The organism is Sphingobacterium paludis (assembly GCF_004364125.1).
In the GTDB taxonomy this organism is placed as follows: Bacteria; Bacteroidota; Bacteroidia; order Sphingobacteriales; family Sphingobacteriaceae; genus Sphingobacterium; species Sphingobacterium paludis.
Genome location: NZ_SNZV01000007.1, coordinates 137,406 through 154,227, shown reverse-complemented (window position 1 = coordinate 154,227; position 16,822 = coordinate 137,406). Strand labels below are relative to the sequence as shown.

At 44.9% G+C, this 16,822-nt stretch carries 14 protein-coding genes; 5 read left to right on the top strand and 9 right to left on the bottom strand.

The window, feature by feature from the left end:
* Nucleotides 1–4: 4 nt before the first annotated feature.
* Both B0I21_RS14825 and B0I21_RS14820 read left to right on the top strand, forming a co-directional pair.
* Nucleotides 5–601 carry a hypothetical protein gene (locus tag B0I21_RS14825; RefSeq protein WP_133641265.1) on the top strand — a complete coding sequence of 199 codons (597 nt, stop codon included), beginning with the start codon at nt 5–7 and terminating at the stop codon, nt 599–601.
* 141 nt (nt 602–742) lie between these two features.
* A complete protein-coding gene (locus tag B0I21_RS14820; protein WP_133641264.1) occupies nt 743–1,216 on the top strand; it encodes a DinB family protein in 474 nt (157 codons plus the stop codon).
* Between the two features lie 234 nt (nt 1,217–1,450).
* Here B0I21_RS14820 and B0I21_RS14815 read toward each other — a convergent pair whose 3' ends face one another.
* The 3 genes from B0I21_RS14815 to ppk1 all read right to left on the bottom strand — a co-directional run bounded on the left by B0I21_RS14815 (nt 1,451) and on the right by ppk1 (nt 5,550).
* On the bottom strand, nt 1,451–2,410 hold the full coding sequence (locus tag B0I21_RS14815) for a glycoside hydrolase family 43 protein (RefSeq protein ID WP_133641263.1): 960 nt from the start codon (nt 2,408–2,410) through the stop codon (nt 1,451–1,453).
* An 80-nt stretch (nt 2,411–2,490) separates the two neighbouring features.
* The gene (locus tag B0I21_RS14810) at nt 2,491–3,435 is read right to left on the bottom strand and encodes a helix-turn-helix transcriptional regulator (RefSeq protein WP_133641262.1); all 945 of its coding nucleotides are present in this window, start codon (nt 3,433–3,435) and stop codon (nt 2,491–2,493) included.
* 45 nt (nt 3,436–3,480) lie between these two features.
* On the bottom strand, nt 3,481–5,550 hold the full coding sequence (gene ppk1 / locus B0I21_RS14805; protein WP_133641261.1) for a polyphosphate kinase 1: 2,070 nt from the start codon (nt 5,548–5,550) through the stop codon (nt 3,481–3,483).
* A 274-nt stretch (nt 5,551–5,824) separates the two neighbouring features.
* Here ppk1 and B0I21_RS14800 point away from each other — a divergent pair, with 274 nt between their 5' ends.
* Nucleotides 5,825–6,889: a hypothetical protein gene (locus tag B0I21_RS14800; RefSeq protein ID WP_133641260.1), complete on the top strand. Its 1,065-nt coding sequence runs from the start codon at nt 5,825–5,827 to the stop codon at nt 6,887–6,889.
* A gap of 133 nt (nt 6,890–7,022) precedes the next feature.
* On the opposite strand, the gene B0I21_RS14795 is transcribed toward B0I21_RS14800, so the two are convergent.
* From B0I21_RS14795 to B0I21_RS14770, 6 genes are all read right to left on the bottom strand, one after another.
* Nucleotides 7,023–8,324 (bottom strand): NAD(P)/FAD-dependent oxidoreductase, encoded by a 1,302-nt coding sequence (locus tag B0I21_RS14795; RefSeq protein ID WP_133641259.1) that lies wholly within the window; start codon nt 8,322–8,324, stop codon nt 7,023–7,025.
* Nucleotides 8,325–8,455: 131 nt separating this feature from the next.
* Nucleotides 8,456–9,739 carry a histidinol dehydrogenase gene (gene hisD, locus B0I21_RS14790; RefSeq protein ID WP_133641258.1) on the bottom strand — a complete coding sequence of 428 codons (1,284 nt, stop codon included), beginning with the start codon at nt 9,737–9,739 and terminating at the stop codon, nt 8,456–8,458.
* Nucleotides 9,739–10,590 (bottom strand): ATP phosphoribosyltransferase, encoded by an 852-nt coding sequence (hisG, locus tag B0I21_RS14785; protein WP_133641257.1) that lies wholly within the window; start codon nt 10,588–10,590, stop codon nt 9,739–9,741. The genes hisD and hisG overlap by 1 nt, the downstream gene beginning before the upstream one ends.
* Nucleotides 10,591–10,820: 230 nt before the next feature.
* Nucleotides 10,821–11,339: a GNAT family N-acetyltransferase gene (locus B0I21_RS14780; protein ID WP_133641256.1), complete on the bottom strand. Its 519-nt coding sequence runs from the start codon at nt 11,337–11,339 to the stop codon at nt 10,821–10,823.
* A gap of 1 nt (nt 11,340) precedes the next feature.
* Nucleotides 11,341–12,180 (bottom strand): prephenate dehydrogenase, encoded by an 840-nt coding sequence (locus B0I21_RS14775; protein WP_133641255.1) that lies wholly within the window; start codon nt 12,178–12,180, stop codon nt 11,341–11,343.
* A 207-nt stretch (nt 12,181–12,387) separates the two neighbouring features.
* Nucleotides 12,388–13,557, bottom strand: a complete 1,170-nt coding sequence (locus B0I21_RS14770; protein ID WP_133641254.1) for a pyridoxal phosphate-dependent aminotransferase — start codon at nt 13,555–13,557, stop codon at nt 12,388–12,390.
* A gap of 159 nt (nt 13,558–13,716) precedes the next feature.
* Between B0I21_RS14770 and B0I21_RS14765 the strand changes: the two genes are divergently transcribed.
* Both B0I21_RS14765 and B0I21_RS14760 read left to right on the top strand, forming a co-directional pair.
* A complete protein-coding gene (locus tag B0I21_RS14765; protein ID WP_133641253.1) occupies nt 13,717–15,552 on the top strand; it encodes an ABC transporter ATP-binding protein in 1,836 nt (611 codons plus the stop codon).
* A gap of 70 nt (nt 15,553–15,622) precedes the next feature.
* Nucleotides 15,623–16,816: a radical SAM protein gene (locus B0I21_RS14760; RefSeq protein ID WP_133641252.1), complete on the top strand. Its 1,194-nt coding sequence runs from the start codon at nt 15,623–15,625 to the stop codon at nt 16,814–16,816.
* Nucleotides 16,817–16,822: the final 6 nt, after the last annotated feature.

Here is a 16,822-nt window from a genome sequence, read left to right as displayed (position 1 = left end):
TGCTATGGGAAACTTTTTAGATAAGATTTTCGGCAGCAAGATTGAGGTCGATTTGGTTCGGATAGATCTGGAAGCAAAGCTGTGTTTCCATGAATCTCGATTAGATAGCCATTTGGCTTCCGCTATTTTCCAACAGGATGATGCCCAATTAAAACAGGATTTCGCACAGTATCTAGCGCGAGTGTCGCTTGTCGAGGAAGATCAATATTGGTCGGCATCTCAAGAAATAGCGTTACTGCAAGAATACAGTACATTTTATAAACGCATTCTAGGGGATAAACTCTTTCTCAAGTTTGATGTAAAAATGGAGGCGGACAAAGAGATACCTGTATTTTTTCTTTTTCCCTTGGTACTACATGCACTGAAAGAGGGCTATAACTCCATGGAGAAATTTCCCTTAAAGATTAAGGTAAGGACGTTTGCTACGGCATTGCAACTCGAGGTGATCAACCATGTTAATCCTCATATTACATCGCAGGAACGGATGCCGCTTATAGACCATTTTAAAAGCCGGGTGTTTACTTCCTACGCCGATAGACCAACGCTTCTTTTCAATAGCAACAGCCATACTTTTAAAGCGAATTTGCACCTGCCCTGGTAACGAAAAAGTTTATTTAAAAAAAGTAAAACCCTGCTGACAAGCTGTTGTCATTTTTGCTCGTAATTTTGAAGTATCATAACGAAACAGGGTTAGGAAGCCCTGCGGAGAATGTACTTTTTTAACAACTTAATACAAATTCTTATGAGCACTACAGTCATTTTAACAAAAGCAGAATTTTTGGAGCATTGGTTAGGCCATCGTTCACTTACGCGTCGCACCATCGAGAAATTTCCGGACAACGAACTTTTTTCATTCAGCATAGGAGGGATGCGCACCTTCGCCGACCTCATAAAGGAATTGCTTTCGATCGCTGAGCCGGGTCTTCGTGGCATCGTGCAGCAAACGGAAGAACCTTACAATCATGATATCGCGCTAAATAACAAAGCCGAATTGTTAGCCCGCTGGGATGAAGACACGCCTAAAATTATTGATCTATTTAATCAGATTCCAGAAGACGACTTCCATAAAGATTACAATCTTTTTGGTGAATATAAATTCCCGATCTATAGCAATATATTGTATTTCGTAGACAATGAAATACATCACCGGGCACAAGGCTTTGTCTATCTGCGAGCGCTGGGTATTGAACCGCCTTTCTTCTGGGACAGAGGTTAGTGGACCTGCTATACCATGATCATGTTCGCTAAGCATCAAATAAAAAATCAATGCCATATGCCGATCGAGCTTGCTCGATTGCTCATCCTGGCTGTCTTACTCGTAGCGATCGCTTTAATTTAAGTGTTTACAGGTTTCAACGCGCTGAGAACGACTATGGAAAGATAATATTTCGGAAATGAGTAGCAGTCTCCTACGTTTGTATGGGCAAATGTAGGAGGCTGCAATTTCTCCTTATTTTAAGACATGCTTTACGCCTTCAAACGTCATTTTAACTGGATTGATGAAGCCATTTTCGTCAAAAGTCATTTCTTCTATACAGGTTTCGCGCTCGTGTGCACTCGTTTTGCCTAACGGACGACGGTGATAAACGATGTAGTATTTGTCTTCATGAGGTACTTTGATTACAGAGTGGTGTCCCGCGCCAGTAGCAATTTTTGGATCCTGCTCCAATATCGTATTCACGCGTTTAAACGGACCAAATGGACTATCTGCGATGGCGTATGCTACCTTATAATCTGGGCCAGTCCAACCCCCTTCTGACCACATAAAGTAATATTTGTTATTGCGAATAAACATAAATGGGCCCTCCACGTAGTTCTCGGGTGTAACTTCTTTATATACGCTACCATCTTCAAACGGTACTAATTTTGTGAAGTCATCACTCAATTTCACGACGTTGCAATGCTTCCATCCACCGTAAAACATATAGTATTGGCCGTCCTTATCTTTAAACACGAACTGGTCAATGGGCTGCGCTCCGTTAACGATCTTATTGATGAGCGGTTTACCCAATAAGTCTTTGTACGGACCTTGTGGTTGATCGGCCACAGCTACCCCAATCCCCCCAATTTCGCCCTCGTGCACGTCGTTCGCACCAAAGAAAAAATAGTACTTCCCATCTTTTTCTATCACACTGGGCGCCCACATCGCTTGGTGAGCCCACTTTACTTCCTTATTATCTATAATGCGCGGGTGCTTTTTCCAATTGACCAAGTCCTTCGATGAAAATGCATCGAAGAATATTTGCTGTTTGTAGGGTGCGGAGTAAGTGGGGAATATCCAGTATTCGTTGTTGTATACTATTCCTTCAGGGTCTGCATACCAACCAGGAATTACCGGGTTTTTCTGTGCAAAACTTGCGGATGCCAATAACAGGGACATCAAGCTTAGGGTTATTGTTTTTTTGATCATGCTCTTTTCGTTAGGCTGTGATAAATATAGAAAAATCCTTTTAGCAAACGAAAGATGTTTCAAAAATGTGGCAGAGATCTTTAGATCTTGATGTTTTTTACGATGCCACGAACGCAGGTCTTTAGCGATTCCGGCGCTAGAATTTCGGCATGGTCTGCAAAACGTAAATACCAGCGCGCAAACTCTTGTTCGTGGTTACTGCTCTGAAAGGTCATGATTACACTTTCGTTTTCAATTTGCTCGCTTTCGAAACCATAATAGGATCGATCCCATTGCAAATATTTGGCATACTCCAGCTCTACGCGTAGGCGTATGCTCCATACGGGCTGGCTTTCTTTTTTGTCGAGGTAGTAGCTTAGCGGCTTATGTTCACGTGTGAATGTCTCGTCCGTTCTGCTGACTTTATGTATGCGATCAATCCGAAATTGACGGTATGCTTTGCGAAGCTGGCAATAGGCCACAAAATACCAAAAATTACCCTCATGATAGATGCCGACGGGCTCAACTTTCCGGGTGTTAGCTTGATCGCGGTAAATGGCGCGGTATTCCATAACGATCGTTTTGCGCATAGATATGGATTCGAACAGAACAGATAATGCATCTGGAACGCGCTCGTTAAAGGTAAGACCGGGCGAAGACATCCATGTGTTTTCCTCCAGCAGCATCATGTTTAATTTGTCACTGTAGCGCAGGTAAGAACGAATTTTCCCGATCGCCGTGCTGAAATGTCTAAACATATGTGGGTCGACAAACTTTTTCATCAGTTTTTCGGATGCAACCAAGCTGATAATCTCTTCCTGCGTAAAGCTTGTAGGCGGTAGGCGATACCCTTCACTAAGTGAATAGCCCGTGCCGGCTTCGCCATAAATAGGTATCCCCGCTTGTTCCAACGAACGCATATCGCGATAGATGGTGCGCAGGCTTACATCAAATCGGTCAGCCAAGTCTTGCGCTTTAAGAACAGACCGGGCTTGCAATTGAAAATATATAGCTATAATACGGTGAAAGCGCTTGGTAATTTCCATCGCATAAAGGTAAGGATCTAGCCTTGTTTCTACGTAAACAACGCATTAATCTTGCTTCATTTTTTTACTGAGATAGCGATGCAGCTCCACCTGTGAGCGGTGCGGTGCTTTGTTATTGCTGACGTAACTATTGTCGAGTGCATTATTTAATATGCGGGCTTTGACGTTGTCTTTCAATTGAATGGCTAGCATATCGATCAGCTCATTCTTTATTTTTTTGTTATTGATCCGTATGGCCGCCTCGATTCTGTGGTCAAGATTTCGTGTCATCCAGTCGGCGGAGGAGATGTAGACAACCTCTTTGCCGGCGGCATGGAAATACATCACGCGCGCATGTTCCAGGTATTCATCAATAATGCTGATCGCGTGTAGTGGCTCTTTAAATTTTTTCTGGTTTATCGCACAGTATATTCCTCTTACGATCATCTCAATCTTGACACCCGCATCCGCAGCATCGTATAGTTTTTTTATCAGTATTTTGTCGCTTAGCGAATTTACCTTGATGATGACATGGGCTTTTCGACCGCTACGGGCCTCCACGATTTCTTTATCCAGATGCTCGATAAAAGCATTGCGCATATCTGTGGGGCACACCAACAGTGTTTTGCAAGGCTTTAAGCTTTGATAAATATCGACTTTAGGTTTCTTGAGGGCGGCGAAAATCTTGTTGATATCTGCCATGACAGCCCTGTTGCTCGTCATCAAGCAATAGTCTCCATAAATTTTAGCGGTTTTTTCGTTGATATTACCGGTGCTGACAAAGCCATATTGGATCGTTTTGTTGTGCACACGTTTTTTAATGATGCACAGCTTGGCATGCACCTTCTTGTCGGGGATGCCCAGTAGCACTTTAATGCCTTCCATTTCAAAGCGCTCTTTCCACTCGAGGTTGTGCTCTTCATCGAAACGCGCACGCAGTTCCAACATAACAGTAACTTCTTTGCCATTTCGCGCAGCATTAACCAATGCGTTGGCGATTTTCGAGTTCTCCGCCATGCGGTAGATCGTGATCTGTATAGAACCTACATCAGGATCCATAGCCGATTCCCGCAAGAGATCTATCACCGGCATAAAGGTGTGGTAAGGAAAGGAGAGAAGCACATCTTTTTTTGCCAACACATCGCTGACGCGCTGGCGTCCTGTTAAATCGGGATGCTCAAATGAGGTGCGTTCTTTGGGGTGATTTTCCGATTTGAAGATTTTCGGAAAGCCCATAAAATGCTTGAAGTTGTGGATCTTTTGTCCGGGAATGATGCTGTCCTTTTTGGAGAGATTTAATTTTTTTATCAAGAACTCGACTAAAGCCGGATCCATGTCCTTGTCGAAAACAAAACGTGTCGGTTTCCCTTTACGCCTGTTTTTTATACCCTTCTCTATTTTTTCTACCAAGGTGGTATTGATGTCATTATCGATATCAAACTCTGCATCTTTCGTTATTTTAAAGGCATTGGCACTGAAGCTGTTGAAGCCGAAATAAGAAAAGATATAGGGCAAGTTGAATTTGATCACATCTTCGAGCAGCATCACATGTTTTTCGCCCTTTGGCGAAGGGAGTAAAAGAAAACGGCCATTTGTACGCGTCGGATTTTCAATGATTGCAAAGCGCGTTTCATACTCCCAGTCTGTCTTGCGCATGGCGATACCGAGGTATAGGCTCTTGTCGCGAAGGTAGGGCATCGACCTTGCATCGTCTAGCAGCAGCGGGATCACATTCGATTCGACCTCTTCTTCATAGTAATTCCTGACAAACGCTTGCTGTGCTTCGTTCAGTTCCAAATCCGTTTTAATAAAAACCTTTTGTTTGGCCATCTCCACTTGGATCTTTCGCCATGTGTGATCAAATTTTTGTTGCTGTTTAATGACCAGATCGTGCAGTTCTTCTAAAATGGTCTGCGGATGCTCAAAAAAGATCTCTTTGGCTTCTTTTTCATTGAATGCCAGCGCCCTTTTAAGCCCAGCAACGCGTACCCGAAAAAATTCGTCTAAATTATTGGAAAAAATGCCGAGAAACTTAATGCGTTCGGAGAGTGGAACATCTTCATCGGCGGCTTCTTGCAATACGCGCCCATTAAAGCTTAACCAGCTGATATCTCGAGGATTAAATTTTTTTGTCATTTTCTTCTTTACCACGTTCGTTGAAGCTTTAAATATAGGTGCGCAATATGTCCTAAATATAATAATAATATTAAGAAGGTATTAACATAATAGCGAGCACGCTGCCGCGGAGCAGCACGAAGCAGGCGCGGTGTTATTTGAAACCACTGGGTTTAAACACCATGGCCTGCCGGTCGTAGAAAGCGGACGGTGTTGCTTCTGTTGCAGATTTTAGGTAAGTTTAACGCAAACAAACCTCATTGATTTACTGTTACTCATTAAACATACCACGGATATGGCTACAGAAAATAACGCTAACACGGAAACCACACCCTTAAAAAAAGAGGACAATGTGCAAACCTCGGAAGGAAAACAAGTAACGTCGACCTCGCCATCGCTCGAAAAGACAGAACCTAAGAAAGCCACTACATCATCGAAAGCGGCTTCTTCCAGTACGACCGCCGCTAAAAAAACAGCAGTAAAGCCCGCGGCGAAATTATCATCCGCACGGGCAGCCGCTGCCGACAAACCCGCTGCTGCCAAAGCATCTTCGGCAAAGCCAGTAGCCGCTAGTACCCCTGCCAAGACGCCGGCAAGGCGCGCAGCGGCTAAACCTAGCCCTGCAGACGGTGCCGATTCAGCAGCTAAAGAGACAGCGACAAAGGCTGCGCCGACCGGTACGTCTTCTGCGGCCAGTAAACGTCCTGCGAAGGCTACTACGGCAAGCAAGGCAAATTCAACCAATACTTCTAAAACGGCTGCTGCCAAAAAAAACAGTACAACAGCTACGACCACGTCGTCAACAGTAAAAAATGGCAACCCCGTTCAGAAGGAAGCAGCAACTTCAAGTACGCCGTCATCGGCTGCGAAATCGACAAGCGCACCGAAAGCTGCATCCGCGGCTAGTAAAAAGCAAGCCGCTCCAGCTAAATCAGCTGCGAAAAGCGACAAAACGGAGTCGCCAAAGAATATTGCAGCAGCACAAAAAGAAACGCCGAAGGCTGCTTCCACCGCTAAGAAAACTTACAGCGCTTCGCTAGGAAGTAAGGAAGCTCCTGTATCAACGAAGGAAACAAAAAAACTGGAAAAGGAGGCAGCTTACAAAGAAGACTTTAAGGAAAAGGTAAAAGAGGGGACTGCGGTTGCCGGGAAAAAGGCGAAGAAGAAGGAGGTGACGAAAAAGGCAAAAGCGAAAAATGAGACCAAAAAGGTAAAATCGAAAGCAAAGACCGTGGATGCCAAAAAAGAGAAAAAGCCAAAGGTTAAAAAGAATGACGAGGGTTTAAAGTCGAAAGTGAAAAAGATTGTAGAAGGGGTGATGAAAAAAATGGATAAGAAACCAAAGAAAAAGAAGAAATAAACCTCTGCCGCAGGGCGAGACTTCGTGCTGTGAGCAGTGTCAAGTTCGCTTCGCGATTCTGAAAATGCCTTGAGGCAGGTATATAATAAAAGGTCGGGCTCTACGCCCGACCTTTTATCGTATGTGTACCGAGTTAACCGGTGATATTGGTGCGTACCTCTTTTGCGTCTCGCTTTCGTTCACTGCGGATGATCAGGCGAAGACCGGAGTTCGCGGAATAGAAAGACCAAATCCAGTTGCCTAATAACCGCCATTTATTGCGGAAGCTGGCTATTGGGATAAGGTGTATCAATAACCACGTGAGCCAAGCAAACCAACCTTTGAAAGAGAAATTAGGAAGATCCGCCACGGCTTTGTAGCGCGCGATAACGGCCATGCTGCCTTTGTCCCAATAAGCGAAAGGCTTCCGCGGTCTGTTGCTATCATTAGCCACAATATTTTTTGCCAACAATGTACCCTGCTGCATAGCGACCTGCGCTAGCTGCGGATGGCCGTTTGGAAACTTCTCATCGGTTGTTTGGAAACAGATATCGCCAATAGCAAAGATGTTGTCGTAGCCCTGAACAGCATTGAACTGATCAACCAACACCCGACGGCCGCGGCCAAATTTCTCTGCCGGTATGCCCGGTAACTCGCGCGCAATAACTCCGGAAGTCCAAATCAGCGTTTTTGTCAATATCTTTTTTTCATCGCTGAGGACGACCAGGTCATCTTTATAGTCTTTAACCGCCACATTCAACGTAATCTCAACGCCCAAATTTTCTAACACGTCTTTTGCTTCCTGCTGTGCGACTTTGCTCATTGGCCCTAGCAAGACAGGTGCCGCATCTACTAAGTGAATCTTTGGTGTCAGGCCCTGAAGCTCGGGATATTCCTTTTTAACGATTCGCTCACTCAGTTGAGCTATCATTCCCGCAATTTCCACGCCCGATGGTCCACCGCCCGCAATAACAAGGTTGAGGTAAGCATCGCGGTTTGGATCGTCTTTGCGTTGGATGTATTCTTCCAAATTGACGAGGATCTTATTACGAATAGCCAAGGCATCGGTGATATTCTTCATCGGAAAAGCATTTGCTTTTACGCTTTCCATACCGAAGTAGTTGGTTTCGGTACCCAATGCCAAAACTAGATAATCGTAATGCAACAAGCCAGTGTCCGTTTCCACCGTATTGTTAGCGCTATCGATGTTTAGCAATTTTCCTAAATGGAAATTGAAGTTACGGTGTCTTTTAAACATCTTCCGAAATGGGGAGCTGATGTTGGAAGAATCGATAAACGCCGTAGCAACCTGATAAATAAGCGGCGGGAAGAAATTGTAGTTGTTGATGTCTACGAGAGTGACTTGATAATCCAGGTTGTTTCCCAAAGATTTGATAAAGTTAATTCCCGCAAATCCACCACCTACAACGACAATATGTTTTTTATTGTTTGCCATAATGAGCTATTCGTTTGATTTAATATTTGCCAACAGGTTCAGAACGATAAAGTTGATCTTACAGTTCGCAAATGAAGGTGCAAATATATTAAAATTAAAGGGCTACAGTAATGTGCAGCCCTTTTTTTGTTTTATTTTCTAACGCTGATCGCGTTTTTATGTGCGTGTAGCCCCTCCAGCTCGGCGAGGATCTCTACGGTAGAGCCGATCTGGCTTAAACCTTCTGTATTGATGTGCTGAAAGGTTATCTTTTTTACGAAAGAATCGACCGATACCCCCGAGTAGGAGCGGGCATAGCCCGAGGTAGGGAGGGTATGGTTAGTGCCCGAGGCATAATCTCCCGCACTTTCCGGTGTAAGGTGTCCCAGAAATACAGATCCGGCATTGCTAATGTGGCGAGTCAAGCTTTCCCACTGGTCGGTTTCTAAAATCAAATGTTCCGGTGCGTACTGGTTTGAAAATCGCAGAGCTTCTTGCAGGTCGTCGACTTTCACGGCGTAAGAATTCGCGATGGCCATTTTCGCAATCTCCGCGCGGGGAAGAATCTGCAGTTGCTCGTCTAGCTTGGTATTCACTGCTACGAGGATTGGATCTGACGTAAACACCAGCACGGCTTGGCTATCTGGGCCATGTTCGGCTTGTGCCAGCAGATCGGCAGCCACATAGGCCGGGTTTGCGGTCTCATCCGCTATCACCAGCACTTCCGAAGGGCCTGCCGGCATATCGATGCTAACATTGGCCATGCCTTGTACGATGCTCTTTGCTTTCGTAACAAATTGGTTTCCAGGGCCGAATATCTTGTCAACCTTAGGGATACTTTCGGTGCCGAACGCCATGGCCGCGATGGCCTGCGCGCCGCCAGCTAAATAAATTCGCTCTATTTTTAACAACTGCAGACAGTAGGCCACAAACCCATTGATTTTACCGCTTTGTTGCGGCGGCGAACAAACGATGATTTCCTTACATCCAGCAAGGCGTGCCGGAACACCCAGCATAAGTAATGTGCTCGGCAATACCGCCGATCCGCCCGGGATATATAAGCCTACGCGCTCAATTGGACGGATTTCGCGCCAGCATTTTACGCCGGGCATCGTTTCCACGGTGCGCTCGCGACGCAACTGGCTGCTGTGAAATTTATGGATATTTTGGAAAGCGATTTCTAATGCCCGCTGCTGATCGCGCGTGATCGTCATGGCCAGCTCTTCGATATCGTCTTTATCCAAGTAAAGTTTACCTAGATCGACCTTATCGAATTTTGAGGCAAAACTACGCAGCGCAACATCGCCATCTTGGCGCACATCGCTAATAATTTGCTGCACGGCATCTTGAATGGCATGTGTGTCATCTGCGTTGCGCCTTATCAACGCTTCTAACGTTGGCGTCGATAGATCCTTAAACGTGTACTGTTTTAACATTACAGAATGATTTTCTCAATGGGCATGACCACAATACCTTGTGCACCTGCCGCTTTTAATGTGTTTATTTTATCCCAAAAGTCGTCCTCCGTAATGACAGTATGTACGGCTACCCAACCTTCTTCTGCCAAAGGAACGACGGTGGGGCTTTTCACACCGTGTAGCAATTCCGTAATCTGCGGCAAGTTTATCTTTTCGACGTTCAATACCACGTATTTTGTCTCTTTTGCACGTAGCACAGATTGGATACGCTGTAGCAGTTCGCAAAGGATCGGGTTTTCCGATAAACCCTCGCGGCCGATTAAGATCGCTTCGGAGTTTCGTACGTCCGCGAATGGCTTTAAACCATTGCTTTTCAACGTTCCACCGGTGGAAACAATGTCGCATATGGCATCACTTAGCCCTAGCCCCGGCGCAATCTCTACCGATCCTGATATCTCGCGGATATCCGCTTGGATCTTGTATTCATCAAGGAACTGTTGTAGAATAATAGGGTAGGAGGTTGCAATGGCTTTGCCGTTTAGATCTGCCAGATCCTGTACGTTGGAATCTTTTGGAATGGCTATTTTCAACGTGCAGCGGCCGAAGCCTAAACGTTGGAGGTAGGTAACCTGTGCTTGGCTTTCATCGATCACATTTTCACCCACGATGCCGAGATCAGCAATACCTTGCGCTACGTAACCGGGAATATCATCGTCGCGCAAAAACAGAATTTCCAGATTGAAGTTATTGACGGTGGTGATGAGGGAGCTTTTATAGTTCTCGAAATCAAGGCCACAGTTTTTTAACAGCTGTACGGATTTTTCGTTTAATCTACCTGATTTCTGGATAGCTATCTTAAGGTTTTTCAAAATAAAAGGGTTTTGTTGTATAACGTTTATTAATAAAAGAAGTATAACTCGGGGTACTTTGCTTCACGTAGAAACACATAACATTACATATCGCCAATCTGGCGATGATGAACATGGATGTGATGTGTGAACAAATGAGTCATTGTTTATTAATAACGTAACAAAAGTAAGGTATTGTTGTATGTTTTACAAATTACTAGGCTTAATTTTTTGAAAAGATTCGATCCGCTTTACTTACTATCCCACGTTGCTTTGGAAAGCACGTATTCAAACTGTAGGGTCTTCAGATCGGCGGGGGCAGGGTACTCTTTCGTTTTTACCGCACCGAGCTTTGCTAAGGCGCCCTGTGAACGGAAATTATGTTCGCGCACGTGGAAAATGACGGTATCTACATACTGAAACGCATAGTTCAGCATTAGCGTTTTGACCATGCGGTTCGTGAAACCGCCCCAATAGGCCTTCTCCAAGAACGTGAAACCAATGGCTATGCTATTTGCTGTTGCATTATACTGATAGTACGAGGTGGCGCCGATAACAGCTTGATTTCGTTTATCGATAATGAGGTAGGGCATGTCCGTTGCCATGAGTTTCGCAAAATAGGGGCGGAAGCCTTCGGGCTGATAGCGGTTGAAATCGGGATGCTGCGCCCAGATTTCGGGATCCGACGCGACTTGAAACAAGCGGTCGAAATCGCCCGCTTGTAATGGCTCCAACGCTATTTCTGTATTTTGTAAAGCTTGAAATTTCATGCTACTTGATAATACGTTTAATTTTGTTCGATCGTTTGATCAATTTATGCAAGCCTTCATAGTCTTCGCCATCGATCTTGTTGTATAGATTTTGCAATTGCTTGATGTGTTCTTCAAGCACCTCCAAAACATTGGAACGGTTTTGTTTGAAAATTGGTGTCCACATCTCCGGAGACGATTTCGCCAAACGAACAGTTGATTGAAAACCGGAGCCCGCTAACTCAAAAATCCTACCTTGCGACTTTTCTTTTTCCAACACGGTAAGGGCTAAAGCGAAGGAAGTGAGGTGAGAAATATGCGACACATAGGCAGTATGCATGTCGTGCTCATCGGCGTTCATAAAGGAGGTTTTCATCTCCAGTTGGTCGGTGAGCGCATCAGCGAGCTCAAACGCGTCTTCATCGGTCTTAAACGCTTCTACATATACCATTACCTTGTCCTTAAATAGATTAGGAATGGCCGCCTCCGGACCGGAGTATTCGGTTCCGGCCATGGGGTGTGCTGCTACGTAACGTCCGCGATTGGGATGATCTGCAATGAGGTTGAGAATGTTTGTCTTGGTAGACCCCATATCAATGATCACCTGATCGGTAACCTGATCCAAAAGCTTAGGCAACAGCGTCAAAATCGCATCAACCGGAATAGTGAGTACAATAATTTTGCAGGAAGCTAACGCCTCGTCCAAAGAAAGAATACGATCTACCAAACCCAGCTGTAAAGCTTTTTTTTGGTTCGATTCGTTTTTCTCTACGCCAACGATCTCTTTACAGAAACCTGTTTCTTTTAATCGGATGCCTATTGATCCGCCGATCAAACCGATACCTACTATGGCTATGTTCATTTTTAAAGTAAAAAGTAAAAATTTAAAAGTGATAAGTCAAAAGTGACAAGTCAAAAGTCGAAATTTAAAATCAATTTTCTCGTCATCGCGAGAACGCAGGACGAAGCGATCTTTCTCGTGATCGCCAGTAGACCCTGCATCAATCATTTATCGCTCATCATCGCCAGGTCGCATGACGAAGCGATCTTTCGTGCTTCGTGAAGACCACTAACGTTGTGCCTGTGCATTTACTATTCGTGCTAATGCCTTAACTAGTACCTCCTCTTTGGCACACAAACTGATTCGGATGTACTGATCACCGGCCTCACCAAAAATCCCACCAGGTGTAATGAACACCTTAGCATTATAAAGTATCTCGTCGCTTAATGCATATGCATCTTGATAGGTCGTCGGTATTTTTGCCCATACGAAAAGACCAACTTGTGCTTTATCATATGCACATTGCAATTGATCCATAATGGCATACACTTTTTCACGCCGACGCGCATAGACTTCATTAAGCTCTCTATACCAGCTTTGATCGAGCTGAAGCGCCTTCGCCGCAGCCAGTTGCATCGGCAGAAACATGCCCGAATCCATATTGCTTTTGAAACGCAAAACGTCGCTGATGCGCGCTTGGTCGCCAACTAACATGCCAATCCGCCAACCGGCCATATTGGATGATTTACTCAAGGAATTCAGCTCTATCGCGACATCCTTTGCTCCGTCTACCGCCAAAATACTTTGTGGATGTTCATTAAGGATAAAGCTATAGGGATTATCGTGGCAGAGCAAAATCTGGTGTTTCTTTGCAAAGGCAATCAGTTGCTCAAATAATGCAGTTGTCGCCAAGGCACCCGTGGGCATATGCGGATAATTTATCCACATCATCTTGACGCTAGAAAGATCCAACTTTTCCAGTTCTTCAAAATCAGGCTGCCAATTCTTATCGGCTTTCAATTCGTAAGGTAGCGCTGTAGCGCCCGCAACGTTAACGGCGCTACTATATGCCGGGTAGCCGGGGTTTGGAATCAATACCTGATCGCCTTCTTGCAGGTAGGTCATACAGATGTGAACGATACCCTCTTTCGAGCCTATCAGCGGCAAGATTTCTGTTTGCGGATCTAACGTCACGTTATAATAGCGCGCATACCAAGCGGCCATAGCCTCCCGCAATGCCGGAGCGCCTTTGTAGTTTTGATATCCGTGGACATTTGGTTTACTGGCTTCTTCGTGTAAAACCTCGATCACGGCTGGGTGCGGTGGCAAGTCTGGACTTCCTATACCTAAGTTGATCACGTCGGCACCAGCTTTGTTCATCGCATCTATCTCGCGCAATTTTGTCGAAAAGTAATATTCCTGTGTCTGTTTTAGCCTGCCGGCTACCTCAATATGCATGCTGTAAATGTTGAAATTTACCGCCTAAATTACAGATTAAAAGCAATAATTACTTAACGAATGCTAATTTATCATGCCTGTGCAAGAATAAGGCACCTAAATAAGCCAATTTCCCCGCCCTCATTCTTTTTTATTACTTTTGTAGCCTGATTAAAATACATGAAGACATACTTTAGACTGTTATCCTTCGCGAAACCTATTGAAAAATACGCTATACCTTACATCATTTGTACGATCGTAACCGTGGTATTTGGTACGCTCAATTTAGCGCTGTTGGCGCCGCTGTTGCAGGTTCTTTTTAAAGGAACGGGAGATGCTAATCTGGCGCCGGCTGAACTTGCTGAAAAGCCGGATGGTTTTGATGATATCGGTGGCTGGTTTACCTACTATGCAGATAAGCTCTACTACGATATTGGACCTTTTGAAGCCCTAAAATACGTCTGCATCGTTATCGTGGCTTCAGTTTTCATCAGCAATGTTTTTCGTTATTTCTCGCAGCGTATTATGGAAAACCTGCGTATCCATACGTTGCTGAATCTGCGAAAATCGGTGTTTAACAACGTGATGGATCTGCATTTGGGTTACTTCACCAACAGTAGAAAAGGCGACATTATTTCCAAGATCGCATCAGATGTACAGGTCGTGCAGTTTTCGGTTACTTCGACTTTGCAGGTTGCCTTCAAAGAACCTTTGCAGTTAATCGCTTACATCGTTGTGCTATTTGCCCTATCGGCCAAGCTCACCCTTTTTTCCATGGCCGTAATACCCGTATCGGCCTTTTTCATTTCTAGGATTGTGAAGAAATTGCGCGAGCAAGCTCGTGAGGGGCAAAAATCGTATGCCAATATGATCTCGTACCTGGACGAGGCCCTGTCCGGAATTAAAATTATCAAGGCTTTTAACGCTGTTTCTTTTGTGAAAGATCGTTTCAACGGTGAAAGTGAATATTATTCAAAAATTATGCGTCGGATGGTGCGCAGACAGCAAATGGGCTCACCCGTTTCCGAGCTGCTGGGCGTCCTGATGGTTGCGGTAATTCTCCTCTACGGCGGGGGCTTGGTACTGGATGGCGAGGGTGATTTGAGAGCATCGGAGTTTATCACGTATATCGCGATCTTTTCGCAAGTGATGCGCCCCGCCAAAGCATTGACAGATGCTTTCTCGAGCATTCATAATGGAATCGCAGCCGGCGAACGTGTACTGGATCTTATCGACGAGCGTAGCGTAGTCACGGATAAGCCGGATGCTATATCACTCAGCGGATTTAAGCAATCTATCGTGTTTCACGACGTTGACTTCGCTTACGAGGATAAACAGATTTTGAAGCAGATTAATTTAGAGATTCCGAAAGGAAAAACCGTTGCTTTGGTTGGGCCATCGGGTGGTGGCAAGTCTACCTTGATAGATCTTATTCCCCGCTTTATGGATGTTAAGGCAGGGCGGATTACATTGGATGGCGTCGACTTGCGCGACGTTACGCAGGATTCGCTTCGTGGCTTGATAGGTACCGTCAATCAAGAGTCCATTTTATTCAACGATACCATTTTTAACAACATTGCATTTGGGAATACCGAAGCGACGATGGAAGAGGTGGTGCAGGCGGCCAAAATAGCGAATGCGCATGAGTTTATTGTGAAAACTGAGGCCGGCTACGAAACAAATATCGGCGATCGTGGTGCAAAGCTATCCGGCGGGCAACGGCAACGGATCTGTATAGCGCGGGCGGTGCTTCGTAATCCACCTATTATGCTTTTGGACGAAGCAACATCTGCCCTCGATACCGAATCGGAAAAGCTGGTTCAAGATTCGCTGTATAAACTCATGGAAAACAGAACAACGGTGGTTATCGCCCACCGATTGAGCACGATCCAAAATGCAGATAAGATTATCGTGATCGAAGCTGGACAGGCTGTCGAAGAAGGTACGCATGTTGAACTCATCAACAAACAAGGTTTATATAAACGATTAATAGATATGCAGCAATTTATTGATTAACATAGAAAAGCGATTGGAAGGTCGCTTTTTTCTTTGCTAATTGGTACATTTGCTTACTTAGGAGGTAGAAATGAATGCAACGCAAAAACTTGATTTTTTAATTCAAAATGAAGACTTGGATGCTGATTTGAAGAGCATAGCCATTAAAGTTTCTGAAGGTGAGCGTATCGGTGTGGAAGAAGGCATTTTATTATACGAGCGGGGTGAGCTTGGCTACCTCGGCGTGCTGGCTAACTACATCCGGGAAAAGAAGCACGGCGATTATACCTACTTCAATCGGAACTTCCATATCGAGCCTACCAATGTATGTGTATACGATTGTAAGTTTTGTGCTTATTCGCGGCTGATCAAACAACGCGAAGAAGGCTGGGAGATGGATGTCGATGGCATGATGGACATTATCCGCAAATACGATGATGAACCTGTGACGGAGGTACACATTACCGGCGGCGTGGTGCCGAAGCAAAACCTCGATTTCTATGCAGAATTTTTCAAACGCTGTAAAGCGCATCGTCCTGATCTCCACATAAAAGGCCTTACGCCGGTTGAATACTACTACATTTTTAAAAAGGCTAAGCTCACGCATTACGAAGGGCTGAAGTATTTAAAAGCATGTGGTCTGGATTCTATGCCAGGTGGGGGAGCCGAGATATTCCATCCCGAGGTACGTGAGAAAATAGCGGGCGATAAGTGCACGGCCGAGCAATGGCTCGACATTCACGAGCAGGCGCATAATCTGGGCATGCGCACCAACGCAACCATGCTTTACGGACATATTGAAGAATTTTGGCACCGCGTTGATCATATGGAACAGTTGCGACAGTTGCAGGATAAGACGGGCGGTTTCCAAACCTTTATTCCCTTAAAGTTTCGTAACCAAGGGCATCAAATGTCGGACGTTCCCGAAGTGTCCGTGATTGAAGATTTGCGAAACTATGCTATTGCCCGCATATACATGGATAATTTTGATCATATCAAAGCCTACTGGGCAATGATTTCGCGCGATACGGCTCAACTATCACTGGCCTTTGGCGTAGACGATATCGACGGTACATTGGATGATACCACGAAGATCTACTCGATGGCGGGTGCGGAAGAACAACATCCCGGAATGAGCACGCAGCAAGTTGTGGAGTTAATTAAAAATGTGGGTCGACATCCGATCGAGCGCGATACGCTTTATAATGTGGTAACGGATTATAAAGACGTTGTCTTTGAAACCGATACCAAAGCAAACTATTATTCTTTACCCGTAGTGGAGTAACCATAC

Excerpts from the sequence above, each read along its gene's own strand:
- B0I21_RS14825 (WP_133641265.1), top strand. The coding sequence starts at position 5 with ATGGGAAACTTTTTAGATAAGATTTTCGGCAGCAAGATTGAGGTCGAT.
- B0I21_RS14815 (WP_133641263.1), bottom strand. The coding sequence starts at position 2,410 with ATGATCAAAAAAACAATAACCCTAAGCTTGATGTCCCTGTTATTGGCA.
- B0I21_RS14780 (WP_133641256.1), bottom strand. The coding sequence starts at position 11,339 with ATGAAATTTCAAGCTTTACAAAATACAGAAATAGCGTTGGAGCCATTA.
- hisD (WP_133641258.1), bottom strand. The coding sequence starts at position 9,739 with ATGTTAAAACAGTACACGTTTAAGGATCTATCGACGCCAACGTTAGAA.
- B0I21_RS14770 (WP_133641254.1), bottom strand. The coding sequence starts at position 13,557 with ATGCATATTGAGGTAGCCGGCAGGCTAAAACAGACACAGGAATATTAC.
- B0I21_RS14800 (WP_133641260.1), top strand. The coding sequence starts at position 5,825 with ATGGCTACAGAAAATAACGCTAACACGGAAACCACACCCTTAAAAAAA.
- B0I21_RS14765 (WP_133641253.1), top strand. The coding sequence starts at position 13,717 with ATGAAGACATACTTTAGACTGTTATCCTTCGCGAAACCTATTGAAAAA.
- B0I21_RS14760 (WP_133641252.1), top strand. The coding sequence starts at position 15,623 with ATGAATGCAACGCAAAAACTTGATTTTTTAATTCAAAATGAAGACTTG.
- B0I21_RS14775 (WP_133641255.1), bottom strand. The coding sequence starts at position 12,180 with ATGAACATAGCCATAGTAGGTATCGGTTTGATCGGCGGATCAATAGGC.
- ppk1 (WP_133641261.1), bottom strand. The coding sequence starts at position 5,550 with ATGACAAAAAAATTTAATCCTCGAGATATCAGCTGGTTAAGCTTTAAT.
- B0I21_RS14795 (WP_133641259.1), bottom strand. The coding sequence starts at position 8,324 with ATGGCAAACAATAAAAAACATATTGTCGTTGTAGGTGGTGGATTTGCG.
- B0I21_RS14820 (WP_133641264.1), top strand. The coding sequence starts at position 743 with ATGAGCACTACAGTCATTTTAACAAAAGCAGAATTTTTGGAGCATTGG.
- B0I21_RS14810 (WP_133641262.1), bottom strand. The coding sequence starts at position 3,435 with ATGGAAATTACCAAGCGCTTTCACCGTATTATAGCTATATATTTTCAA.